Raw genomic sequence first — 12,021 nt, forward strand, 5'->3', positions numbered from 1 at the left:
TTAGTGCGTTAAAGTCGATGACAGCAGCGGCACCAAGTAGTCTTTGACGTACTGACGTTCTGTATAACCGCTTGCATCCATATAAATCGCCGCTTCTGGAGTGGAGACCAAGGACACTTCGATTTCGGTTGGACCTTCAATGACGGCGTCCGTCACAGCATCGCGTACAACATATGTATAGTGGATGTCGTAATCGCCTTTGTAGGCGTAACGCGAATGTTGGGTCATGCCGTGGAATTTGGTGACGGTCAGGTCTACGACGACGTCCACATCGCCCTGCATCAGTTCGGCGCCTTCTGCTGCGGCTTCTTCGAACAAAACGCGCAGTTGTTCGTGACGGTCAAAGCCCAGATCGCCGCGCCAAACAATGTCGGCACGTGGTTTGATCGAATTCGCTTCGGACACGGACAGGTTCAGCGGAACCGAAATACGAACGTCTTTGACCGTATATGTCGGCAAATATTGATCGGATACGTCAGCCAACGGCAGCTGAACCGTTGCGTTACGCGTCACATCGTCGCCCATTGTACAGCCCGCAACAAAAGCGGCCAATAAACATGCGCAAGCGGCTTTGATCAGTTGCATCGTCTCGTCCTTTCAGCACACCCCAATTTTTCTGGGGTTTTTTAGTCGGAAACAAAGGTGTTTCTCGAAAGTTTGATTAAATATCCTTTCGAATAGTGACGGAACTAAGGCGCGGTTCGTGCGATTTAATGGTATCTTGCTGTTCGCAATGAGATATTTTGAGATATTGTTAGCGGTAACAATACGTGATAGTGGAGAGCCAAGCAAAGCCAAAGGAGATTCCCATGGCCCTCAACGCCAAAATCGTTGAAGTCACAGATCGTATTCGGAAACGCAGTGAACAATCGCGTTCGGCTTATTTGGACCATATGTCCGCCGCTGCTGCCGAAGGTCCACGTCGCGCTCATTTGACATGTGGTAACCAAGCGCACGCATATGCCGCCATGGGCGATGACAAAGCGGCGTTGGTTGATGAACGCGCACCGAATATTGGCATCATTACTGCGTATAATGATATGTTGTCGGCGCACCAGCCGTATGAAAAGTTCCCTGATATCATCCGCAATGTGGCCCGTTCGGTCGGTGCCACCGCCCAAGTCGCGGGCGGTGTTCCCGCAATGTGTGACGGCGTGACCCAAGGCCAAACAGGCATGGAATTGTCGCTGTTTTCGCGTGACGTCATTGCCTTGGCCGCGGGTGTTGGTCTGTCGCACAATGTGTTCGACAGTTCACTATACTTGGGCGTTTGCGACAAAATCGTGCCCGGTCTGGTGATGGCAGCGGCGACTTTCGGTTATATCCCAGCGGTTTTCGTACCGGCAGGCCCAATGACCAGCGGTTTGCCCAACGATCAAAAGGCAAAGGTCCGTCAGCAATTCGCCACAGGCGAGGTTGGCCGTGACAAATTGATGGAAGCCGAGATGGCCTCCTACCACGGGCCAGGCACCTGCACATTCTACGGCACTGCGAACACGAACCAGATGCTGATGGAGTTCATGGGGCTGCATCTTCCAGGATCGTCCTTTGTGAACCCTAACACGCCAATGCGCGACGCGCTGACCTATGCGGCAGTTGAACGCGCGGCGCAGATCACATCGCTGGGCAATGAATTTACGCCCGCTTGTGACGTGTTGGACGAACGTGCGTTTGTTAATGGTCTGGTTGGTCTGATGGCCACTGGTGGTTCGACGAACCTTGTTCTGCACTTGCCAGCCATGGCGCGCGCCGCAGGTATCCAACTGGATCTAGAGGATTTTTCGGACCTGTCCGAAGTCGTGCCGCTACTTGCCAAGGTCTATCCAAACGGTCTGGCGGACGTTAACCATTTCCACGCAGCTGGTGGTTTGCAGTTCATGATTTCCGAACTGCTGAACGCGGGCCTGTTGCATGATGATGTGACCACCGTCGCTGGCAAAGGCATGGATCGGTATACTCAGGAACCTAAACTGGACGGCGCCACCGTGAAATACGAGGCTGGCCCAACCGAGACGCTGAACGACAAAATTCTGCGACCTGTATCCGAACCGTTCAGCGCCCATGGCGGCCTGACGCAGCTATCGGGCAATCTGGGCCGCGGCGTGATCAAAGTGTCGGCCGTTGCCGAAGAGCGCCGCATTGTCGAAGCCCCATGCCGCATTTTCCACGATCAAGCCGACGTGAAAAAAGCGTTCCAGAACGGTGAATTCACCAGCGACACAATCGTTGTTGTGCGCTTCCAAGGCCCATCAGCAAACGGTATGCCAGAGCTTCATTCTCTGACGCCAACCCTGTCGGTTTTGCAGGATCGCGGGCTAAAGGTCGCGCTGGTCACTGATGGCCGTATGTCGGGCGCATCGGGCAAAGTACCCGCCGCGATTCATGTGAGCCCAGAAGCAAAGAACGGTGGCCCATTGGCCTATCTGCAAGACGGTGATGTTGTTCGTCTGGATGCGATCGCTGGCACGCTAGAGGTGGTTGGCGTAGATCTATCGACGCGTGATGCGGCTGTTGCTGATTTGACTGCCAACGGCAACGGCGTTGGCCGCGAATTGTTCGAAGTGTTCCGCCGTAATGTGGGGCTTGCCTCCGAAGGTGCTGGCGTCGTCGTTTAAGACGCCAACACTGTTACCAAATAAATTCAAAAGGAAATTCAGATGACACCTGAAGTCGCCTCTGTCGAAGCCCGCAAAATCTGTAAACTTGCGCCTGTTGTCCCTGTGTTGGTCGTCGAAGACGCAAGCACCGCCGCCGATCTGGCGCGTGCATTGGTTGCCGGTGGTTTGCCTGCACTAGAGGTCACGCTGCGCACGGCCTCTGCGCTGGACGTGATCCGTGAGATGTCGCAAGTCGAAGGCGGCGTTGTCGGCGCGGGCACATTGCTGACGGCAGAAGATGTGGAGAAAGCAAAAGAAGCCGGTGCGAAATTCGGCGTTGCCCCTGGCGCGACCGATAAGCTGCTGGACGCTTGCGAAGCGAACGACCTGCCACTGTTGCCAGGTGCATCGACCGCGTCCGAAGTGATGCGTTTGCTAGAGCGTGGCTATACCGTTCAAAAGTTTTTTCCCGCCGAAGCAAACGGCGGCGCACCCGCGTTGAAAGCCATTGGCGCGCCGTTGCCACAGGTTAATTTCTGCCCAACTGGCGGTATTTCGATGAAAAACGTTGGTGACTACCTATCGCTGTCCAACGTCCTGTGCTGTGGCGGATCGTGGGTCGCACCAAAAGATCTGGTCAACGCGGGCGATTGGGCTGGGATCGAAGCGCTGGCAAAAGAGGCCGCCGCACTGCCACGCTAAGGTCGAGACTGTTTTAAAAAGGGCAAAGCCCGAAGCGTTGCTTCGGGCTTTGTTCGTTCTGGTGGCGCCTGCGGCGGGCAGGGGGCAAAGCCCCCAAATGGACCTGCGGCCATTTTCCCCCACTATGTCCAGTTCCCAGCGTTTTTGCGGATGGCCGCGATACGTTCGGGTGATTTGGGGTGGCTTAGTAGCCACGCAGGGGTGCCATTCGCGCGGCCACCCGTAAGGCGATCCAGTTTTTGGAATAAAGTGACCTGAGGCTCTGCGCCGATACCCGATTTCATAAGCAACGCGGTGGCGTAGGCGTCGGCTTCGAATTCATCTTTGCGCGAAAGGCGTGCTGCCAGCAAGGCAATGACAGCGTTGGCGATCCATGGGCCGACGATGGGAATGAAACGCCCAATAACTGTCATCAGGATTACGCGCAGGGCGTTTTGACTGCTGAAATCGATCATGCGCCTGCGGGAATGCCCCAACGCGACGTGGCCCATTTCATGGGCGATGACTGAGGCGAGTTCTGATGCAGTCACTTCGTCGGATTGAAGTTTGCGCAGGAAGCCCCGGGTAATAAAAATGCGACCATCTGGCGCCGCGAGCCCGTTAATTTGATCGACTTCGTAAACGAAAACGCGGATGCGGGGTAAATCTAAAGCTTGCGCAAGTTGGCGAAGCACTGGCTGAAGTTTGGGTTCGACCAATTCCGTTGACCGTTCATTCAGTTCCTTTTTCAGTCGCCACGCCGAAAAATGCCACATGGCAAGGCCGTAAAGAAGGATCAGAACAAAGGGCAGAAATTTGATCATGGTGCAGATATGGGGCCGAGGACAGTGGCAGGCAAGATTACAGGCCCAGTTTCGTTTCTGATAGCCTTTTTCGCAGCCATAGGCCCAGAACCAGCGCAACGCCGCCCGCTGCCAAAAGCCCCGATATGTCAGCGGCATAGCCTGCAACCGTTGCGAGCTGATCTGAAAATATGAACCCCAGGCTAAGGTACAATGTCACCCAGACGATTTCACCAGCTGACCCCCAAGTCGTAAATTTACCGCGATGCATTTCAACAGCGCCCCCCGCAAAATTGGCGTAGGGGCCCAAAGGGCTAAGGGCCCAGCGGGTCAAAAAAACGCCGATGCCGCCGTGACGGTCGGTCAAGTCTTGGGCCTGATGAAACAGTTTAGACCTTTTGGGATCGTTATGGATTACATTTTGCAACCTGCGCCTACCATGTTTACCGATCATGAAACCTGCCTGATCGCCCAGCACCGCCCCTGTAAAGGCGGCAGGCCAAACATAGGCGAACATGAGATCACCCGTCGCAATGAACGCGCCTGCCGTCATCATGACCAGCGACGCAGGGATCGGCACCGCGATACAGGACAGGAAATTCACCACGAATATTAATGGTGCGCCCCACACAGCCATTTGCAACAAAAGCCAATCAGTCATTGCGATGGCTTTGTAATGCTAGGAAACCGATCACCTCGGTCAGGACGGTTTCGACGGGCACGCCGCGCATTTTGGCGATGTCATCAAAGGTCGGGCGACCTTTGGGCCTATCGGTAAGGCCGACAGCCATGGCAACGTCGGTTGCATCAACATGCCAGCTGTTGGCGATGTAATTGGGCGTCATCCAAGGGGCAGGGGTTGCAAAGCGGTCTTTGGGTGGTCCGATAAACAGAAGGTTGATGAGCAACCACAAAAACACCGTAGCCGCGATGCAGAAAATCGCGGAAATAACAGGATGCGCACGGATAACCGTGAATAACCGTTTCATCTGCCTAACGCTTTCATGCCGCGATCAATCCCGTCCAAAGTCATAGGCACCATTTTATCGGGCCCAAATATCTGTTGGATCATGGAAATGGACTGCGTAAATTTCCAGAGCCGTTCTGGCACAGGGTTGATCCATAAATGGTTGGGCCATTGATCACGAGCGCGCTCTAGCCAGATTTGTCCGGCCTCTTCGTTCCAATGTTCATTGGCACCGCCGCGATAGGCGATTTCGTAGGGTGACATAGAGGCGTCACCGACAAAGATACATTTATAATCAGACCCGTAGCTGCGCAGGATATCCCATGTCGGGGTCTGATCATTCCAGCGTCGTTTGTTGTCGCGCCATACGCCTTCGTAGAGGCAATTATGGAAATAGAAATGTTCCAGATATTTAAATTCGGCGCGGGCTGCTGAAAATAGTTCTTCGACAACTTTGATATGGGGATCCATCGAACCGCCGATATCCAGAAACAGCAACACTTTGACGGCATTGCGCCGTTCTGGACGTGTTTTCACATCCAGATAGCCGTGTTCGGCTGTCGACCGAATGGTGCCATCTAGATCAAGTTCGTCTGCCGCCCCATCACGCGCCCATCGTCGCAACCGTTTCAGAGCGACTTTGATGTTGCGGGTGCCGAGTTCGACGCTGTCATCCAGATTGCGAAACTCGCGTTTGTCCCACACTTTGGCGGCGCGTTGGTGGCGGCTTTCTTTTTGGCCGATACGGACGCCTTCGGGGTTGTAACCATAGGCGCCAAAAGGCGATGTGCCGCCCGTTCCGATCCATTTCGATCCGCCCTGATGGCGACCTTTTTGTTCTTCAAGACGTTTTTTCAACGTCTTCATCAACTTTTCGAAACCACCCAGGGCTTCTATTTCCTGCTTTTCTTCATCCGTAAGCAGTTTTTCCGACATCTTGCGCAGCCAGTCGGCAGGCAGGTCGACGGCTTCGATCACCTGATCGACCGAAATATTTTCCAGCCCCGAAAACGTCGCCGAAAAGGCGCGGTCGAATTTATCTAGATTGCGTTCATCTTTGACCATCGACACGCGGGCCAGATAGTAAAACCCGTCGATGTCATAGGTTACCAGCCCCGCGCGCATTCCGTCCAGAAATGACAGGTATTCGCGCAAGGAAACAGGCACGCCCGATTTCCGAAGGTTTTCGAAAAACGGCAAAAACATCTGTTATGGACGATAGCTGCGGTCGATGCCGATCATGATGAACAGGCTGATCGCGCCCAAAATCAACGCCCAAACAGCCGCCCATTGTAGAATGTCCAGCGTGTTGCCGCCTTTGCGTTTGGCCATGAATGCCCCGAAAATAGCGCCAATTAGGATGCCAAGTACGGGAATGATCATGTCGCTTTCTCCTTAGCGGGGATCGAGCGCAGCTACCTCTTGCAGTCTGGCCCGAACGTTTTGTTCCGAACCAAATCCATATCGCGCCCACGCCAAACTGTCCATGCGCACAGACTGCGCTTCTTCGGCGCGGCCCAGATGGTCTAATGCTTCTGCTTTGAACATCAGCAGGGTTGCCAGCAATGCCGCATTTTCGTGGGCGGCCGCGATTGGGATAGCCTCATCGGCGCGGGCAAGCGTTTCGATGTAATTTCCCGACGATAGCGAAAACGCAGCGAGTTGCAGCGCCACATGCGCGGTTTGCAAACGGGTTTCATTGCTCGCGCGATAGGCGCGGTCTGCGGCGGTAAAGGCGGCGCGGGCCAGTTCGTCATCGCGTCCGACTTGCAAGCGACCAAACACAAAATTGGCAAAGCCGTGCCGCGCGTCATTCCAACGGTGGGAAATTGATAGGTTCAACGCATTTTCAGCGGCATTGCGGCGCTGTCCCGCGTTGTTTTGCGAACGTAGCGCGGTTTCGATCTGTTCAATCCAATCGCGCGTCGTAGCGTTTAGTGGCCGCCCGGTCATGCGTTCGCCAGCCGGATTGAGCCGTGCCAAAATAGCGGGCAGGCGGGCGGCGACTTCGCCTCGGGTCATCCCGTTTCGTAATTCTGGTGCGTAATAGGTGCGCAGCATCAGCATATCGAAACTGGTCAGGACAGAATGCATGTTGTCGTCGTTAAACACAGAGTCTGGCAGGCGATATAGATCGTTCAGAGGGCCCAACGCCTGAGCCAGCTCTTCGTGTAGGCAGTCCCGAATTTCTTGGGGGGCGACATCGGCAGGAACGAAAATCGCGGCTTTGTCGCGGCGTTCTAGCGTGGTCCAGTCCGTTTGCGGGGTGCGGCGGTTTGCTTTGTATTCTGCCCAGTTACTGATGCGCGGAACTACGAAACAGGCAACGTTTCGGGCTGTGCTTTGTAATTCGGCTTGTGGGATGGCCTCGATCGTAATGGATGCGTTTGGCGCGCCCGTTAGATAGATGTCTAACCCTGCCTCGGACTGTAGCCGCGATATTAAGGCCCGCAGGTCAGAGACTAATAACGAATTTGGTGATCCAGTTAGGCGGACGCTGATGGGGCCTTCGAAACGGGTAAAGAGAGGGACGTTTCGACCGCTTTCCAGTCGAAAGGTCAGATCCAGAAAATCATTCAACAATTCGCTGTTTGGCCGCGTTGGCAACGATACGTTGTTGCTGGCAAAGGTACGCATCGGCGGAAGGTTATTTTCCATGCTGATGGCGCGGCTAGGTTCATGATGTTGTGGAACGGGCGTACAGGCCGTGATGGCCGTGACGGCACATAATTTCAAAACGCGCATTAACAGATTACCCCATTGAAAACATGGGCATCCAAATCCGCGGCCGCACCAATTAGCGATGCGCTATGTACTTCGGTCAATCGTCCAAAATCGCCCGCACGATCGTGCGGGGCGGGACATGGACGGCACTGGACCGGCATTTTTGCCTTGGTCAACTCGCTCTCCTTGGTTACCCGACTCCAACCTGCCAAGGGAGTGGGGCCGCGTTTGGGTGGAACTGGGGTATTCCCAAGGCACCTTGCACGCGACATGCCAAGTTAAGGGCGTAAAGTTTTCACAAATCACCTGTTTTTACGCCAAATGCGGCGAAAAGCGGGGCAACCGTGACCAGTTTACCCCACCGAGTTGTGCTGCGACCGGTGGGTGCACCTAAATATAGCTATCGGTCCCGACGCGCCATAAAGGCCAATCGTTCAAAAAGATGAACATCCTGTTCGTTTTTCAGCAGCGCACCATGCAGTTTCGGCAAAGCATTGGCGCCGTCTTTGCGCAAATCTTCGGCGCTTAGGTCTTCGGCCAATAGCAATTTCAGCCAATCTAGAACTTCGGATGTCGACGGTTTCTTTTTCAGGCCCGGCGTTTCGCGGATTTCATAGAATCGGGTCAGCGCCGTGGTCAGTAGTTCGGGTTTGATTCCCTTGTGATGGACTTCGACGATTTGCCGCAGCGTGTCGGCATCGGGGAAATTGATGTAGTGGAAAAAACAGCGGCGCAAAAACGCGTCGGGCAGTTCTTTTTCGTTGTTCGATGTGATGATGACGATGGGGCGCTGTTCGGCGCGGATGGTCTGCCCGGTCTCGTAGACGTGGAATTCCATCTTGTCCAATTCCTGTAGCAGGTCGTTGGGGAATTCGATGTCAGCTTTGTCGATTTCATCAATCAAAAGAACCAGTCGTTCGTCCGATTCAAACGCCTGCCAAAGTTTGCCTTTTTTTATGTAATTTGAAACGTCGTTGACCTTTTCGTCGCCTAATTGGCTGTCCCGCAAACGACTTACGGCGTCGTATTCATACAATCCTTGCTGAGCTTTGGTTGTTGATTTGATGTTCCATTCAATCATTCGCAAACCCAAAGAATTCGCGACCTGACGCGCCAATTCGGTCTTGCCTGTGCCTGGTTCGCCTTTGACCAAAAGGGGTCTTTGCAGCGTGACCGCCGCATTCACGGCTACCTTTAGATCATCGCTCGCGACATAGGTGTCTGTGCCTGTAAATTGCATGTCTTCACTTTGTGCTTGTGTCGTTAATTCACCATACCACGACCATAAAGCCCTGCAAATATTGATCGATTGGCGAAATTCGCGCGTGACACGCGCGGAATGAGAGAGTAAAGGATGCCTCGAGGAAAGGGAGTGGCTGATGGCCGAACAACCCAAATTGACGGCCAGAAGTTCGACTAAAGGTAACGAGATGAAGGCCGAGATTTTTCTACCGGATGACTACCGTCCCGCCGAGGACGAACCGTTCATGAATGACCAGCAGCTGGAATATTTCCGCCGCAAGCTGATCGCATGGAAAGCTGAAATTGTCGAAGAAAGCCGCGACACGATTGAGGGCATGAAGGAAAGCACTCGCAATATCCCTGATATTGCTGACCGTGCGTCCGAAGAGACCGATCGCGCCTTGGAACTGCGTACGCGCGACCGTGAACGCAAACTGGTGTCCAAAATCGAAGCAGCCCTGCGCCGCATCGAAAACGGCGAATACGGTTATTGCGAAATGACTGGTGAGCCAATCAGCCTGAAACGTCTGGATGCGCGTCCGATCGCGACCATGACGCTAGAAGCGCAAGAGCGTCACGAACGCCGCGAAAAAGTTCACCGCGACGACTAAAAAATGTTGACCACCGGCGCCAATTCCAGCCGGAGGGTCGCGATTATCGGGGGCGGTATCGCGGGTCTCGCGGCCGCCCTTTCGTTTGCCCGCACGGGTGCAGACGTTCAGGTGTTTGAACAAGCACCCCAAATTACCGAGGTTGGCGCGGGTCTCCAGATCACGCCAAATGGCGCATCGGTATTAGCTGCGCTGGGGCTAGATGGCGCTGATCACAGTATCATGGCCCAAGCGCTGTGGCCGATGGACGGACTGTCGGGGCGTGTGCTGGGTCGTTTCGACCTGCAAGTCGGGCAGGGACATCCCTATCGTTTCTATCACCGCGCTGACCTATTGGATTTGATCCATCAGGCATGTCTGGACGCGGGTTTGGCGGTTCACACGGGTCATAAAGCCACGCATTTCAGCGAAAATTCGGTCACTTTTCAAAATGGTCACACGGTTGAGGCTGACTTGATCATCGGGGCCGATGGATTGCATTCTGTCGTCGGTCCTTTGCTGAACGGCACAGATCAACCGTTTTTCACAGGCCAAGTTGCATGGCGCGCGATTGTGCCCGCACAAGATGCCGAACCTGTCGCGCGCATATGGATGGCACCCAAAAAACACGTCGTGACCTATCCGTTAAAAGGTGGGCGGCTCAATATCGTGGCGGTGCGTGAACAATCGGAATGGGCGGCCGAAGGTTGGCACCATGCCGACACGCCTCATTCTCTGCGGTCTGCTTTTGCCGATTGCGCGCCTGAGTTGCGCGATATTTTAGCCCGTGTTGATGACGTTCGTCTGTGGGGGCTGTTCCGGCATCCTGTTGCCACTGTCTGGCACAAAGGGGCGATGGCGATCTTGGGCGATGCAGCCCATCCGACGCTGCCGTTTTTGGCACAAGGCGCTAATTTGGCGTTAGAGGATGCCTATGCCTTGGCCAAATTCACCAACGGAACCGATGATTTGAACGCGGCCCTGTCAGCCTATCAGAAGGCACGTCAGCCGCGGGTCAGCCGCGCGATCAACGCGGCCAATGCAAATGCCGTGAACTATCATTTGGACGGCATCAAACGGATTGCTGGTCAAACCGCCATTCAGGCAATTGCACGTACAGCGCCGCAATTATTCTTGCGGCGCTTTGATTGGCTTTATCGTTATGATGTGGGGGGTTAGAGGTCGATCTCTAACCACACTGGAACGTGGTCGGATGGTTTTTCTTTGGCCCGTTCATCGCGCTGGATATAGCAATCCAGCATCAGATCGGCGCATTGCGGCGACAATAGAAAATGGTCAATGCGGATGCCGTCATCGCGGTTCCATGCGCCTGCCTGATAATCCCAGAATGAATAATGGCCCGGCCCTTGGGTGCGGGCGCGGAATGCTTCGGTAAAGCCAAGGTTTAGGATTTTGCGGAACGCTTCGCGGCTTTCTGGGCGGAACAGAGCGTCCTCGCGCCATGCATCGGGGCGTTTGGCGTCTTCGGCTTGAGGTATGATGTTGTAATCGCCGGCCATCAGCGCGGGCATTTCATCGGCCAGCAAATCCTGTGCGCGTTTGTGCAGGCGTTCCATCCACGCCAGTTTGTAATCGTATTTCGGACCGGGGGCAGGGTTGCCGTTTGGCAGATACAAACCACAAACGCGCACAGCACCTTTGTCGCCGATCACGGATGCTTCGATCCAGCGGGCTTGTTCGTCGCTATCGTCACCGGGCAGTCCGCGAGTGACATCCTCTAGGGGCAGTTTCGACAGGATCGCGACCCCGTTAAAGCTTTTCTGGCCATGGGTTTCGACGCGATAGCCCAAATCTTCGAAATGTTCGCGCGGGAAATTTTCGTCGACCGATTTGATTTCCTGCAGCAGTGCAACGTCGGGCTGGCTGTCTTGCAACCATTCGGTCAGGCGTTCAAATCGCGCTTTGATACCGTTGATGTTGAACGTTGCGATTTTCATGGGGCGCCTCCGGTTTGTTGCCCCTGTTTTGCCGCGTGGGCGGCGTCAGGACAACCCGAAACTAAAGGCGCCGCCAGATCACATAGAAAACGACGTGCCGCAGCCGCAGGACGATGCCGCATTCGGGTTTTCGATGGCGAAACGTGCGCCGATAAGTTCTTCGGTGAAATCGATGGTCGCGCCTGCCAAAAACGGCATAGACGTCGGGTCGATGATCACCTTTTCGCCCGCACCTTCAAAGATCACATCATCGTCAGCAGGGGTGTCTAGGTCGATGTTATACTGAAAACCCGAACATCCACCGCCCTCAACCGCGATCCGCAGCGCTTTGCCTTGGGCGGCAGCACCGATTTCAGACAGGCGTTCAAACGCCCGATTGGTCACATTTGGTGGTAAATTCAGCATTTTAAGGCCTATGAGTTGATCCTTGCATTCACTATAATACCATTAGGCAAACAC

Annotated in this window: 14 protein-coding genes; 4 read left to right on the forward strand and 10 right to left on the reverse strand. The window is 54.6% G+C overall.

Annotation, left to right across the window (positions count from 1 at the left end; translation table 11 throughout):
• On the reverse strand, positions 1-585 hold the full coding sequence (locus BVC71_RS04405) for a DUF6778 family protein (RefSeq protein WP_086450382.1): 585 nt from the start codon (positions 583-585) through the stop codon (positions 1-3).
• 224 nt (positions 586-809) lie between these two features.
• On the opposite strand from BVC71_RS04405, the gene edd reads away from it, so the two are divergent.
• Positions 810-2,615, forward strand: a complete 1,806-nt coding sequence (gene edd, locus BVC71_RS04410; RefSeq protein ID WP_086450383.1) for a phosphogluconate dehydratase — start codon at positions 810-812, stop codon at positions 2,613-2,615.
• A 42-nt stretch (positions 2,616-2,657) separates the two neighbouring features.
• A complete protein-coding gene (eda, locus tag BVC71_RS04415) occupies positions 2,658-3,299 on the forward strand; it encodes a bifunctional 4-hydroxy-2-oxoglutarate aldolase/2-dehydro-3-deoxy-phosphogluconate aldolase (protein ID WP_086450384.1) in 642 nt (213 codons plus the stop codon).
• A 122-nt stretch (positions 3,300-3,421) separates the two neighbouring features.
• On the opposite strand, the gene BVC71_RS04420 is transcribed toward eda, so the two are convergent.
• The 7 genes from BVC71_RS04420 to BVC71_RS04450 form a co-directional block, all read right to left on the reverse strand.
• The gene (locus tag BVC71_RS04420) at positions 3,422-4,102 is read right to left on the reverse strand and encodes a M48 family metallopeptidase (RefSeq protein ID WP_086450385.1); all 681 of its coding nucleotides are present in this window, start codon (positions 4,100-4,102) and stop codon (positions 3,422-3,424) included.
• Positions 4,103-4,139: 37 nt separating this feature from the next.
• Entirely contained in the window at positions 4,140-4,742 is a 603-nt protein-coding gene (locus BVC71_RS04425; protein WP_086450386.1) for a DedA family protein, read from the reverse strand.
• Positions 4,735-5,070 (reverse strand): hypothetical protein, encoded by a 336-nt coding sequence (locus BVC71_RS04430; protein WP_086450387.1) that lies wholly within the window; start codon positions 5,068-5,070, stop codon positions 4,735-4,737. Before BVC71_RS04430 ends, BVC71_RS04425 begins: the two co-directional genes overlap by 8 nt.
• Positions 5,067-6,254, reverse strand: coding sequence for a vWA domain-containing protein (locus BVC71_RS04435; RefSeq protein WP_086450388.1), 1,188 nt, complete (start codon positions 6,252-6,254; stop codon positions 5,067-5,069). The genes BVC71_RS04430 and BVC71_RS04435 overlap by 4 nt, the downstream gene beginning before the upstream one ends.
• Positions 6,255-6,257: 3 nt before the next feature.
• Positions 6,258-6,431, reverse strand: coding sequence for a hypothetical protein (locus BVC71_RS15430; RefSeq protein WP_086450389.1), 174 nt, complete (start codon positions 6,429-6,431; stop codon positions 6,258-6,260).
• 12 nt (positions 6,432-6,443) lie between these two features.
• Positions 6,444-7,793 (reverse strand): DUF2927 domain-containing protein, encoded by a 1,350-nt coding sequence (locus BVC71_RS04445; protein WP_086450390.1) that lies wholly within the window; start codon positions 7,791-7,793, stop codon positions 6,444-6,446.
• A gap of 379 nt (positions 7,794-8,172) precedes the next feature.
• Positions 8,173-9,012 (reverse strand): AAA family ATPase, encoded by an 840-nt coding sequence (locus BVC71_RS04450; RefSeq protein ID WP_086450391.1) that lies wholly within the window; start codon positions 9,010-9,012, stop codon positions 8,173-8,175.
• A 190-nt stretch (positions 9,013-9,202) separates the two neighbouring features.
• Here BVC71_RS04450 and dksA point away from each other — a divergent pair, with 190 nt between their 5' ends.
• Entirely contained in the window at positions 9,203-9,625 is a 423-nt protein-coding gene (gene dksA, locus BVC71_RS04455) for an RNA polymerase-binding protein DksA (RefSeq protein WP_086450392.1), read from the forward strand.
• Positions 9,626-9,628: 3 nt separating this feature from the next.
• On the forward strand, positions 9,629-10,783 hold the full coding sequence (locus BVC71_RS04460) for an FAD-dependent monooxygenase (protein WP_086450393.1): 1,155 nt from the start codon (positions 9,629-9,631) through the stop codon (positions 10,781-10,783).
• On the opposite strand, the gene xth is transcribed toward BVC71_RS04460, so the two are convergent.
• Both xth and BVC71_RS04470 read right to left on the reverse strand, forming a co-directional pair.
• Positions 10,780-11,562 (reverse strand): exodeoxyribonuclease III, encoded by a 783-nt coding sequence (gene xth, locus BVC71_RS04465; protein WP_086450394.1) that lies wholly within the window; start codon positions 11,560-11,562, stop codon positions 10,780-10,782. The two genes, BVC71_RS04460 and xth, sit on opposite strands and share 4 nt — an antisense overlap.
• A 78-nt stretch (positions 11,563-11,640) precedes the next feature.
• The gene (locus BVC71_RS04470; RefSeq protein WP_086450683.1) at positions 11,641-11,964 is read right to left on the reverse strand and encodes a HesB/IscA family protein; all 324 of its coding nucleotides are present in this window, start codon (positions 11,962-11,964) and stop codon (positions 11,641-11,643) included.
• Positions 11,965-12,021 lie beyond the last annotated feature (57 nt).

Source organism: Marivivens niveibacter (genome assembly GCF_002150005.2).
GTDB classification, from domain to species: domain Bacteria; phylum Pseudomonadota; class Alphaproteobacteria; order Rhodobacterales; family Rhodobacteraceae; genus Marivivens; species Marivivens niveibacter.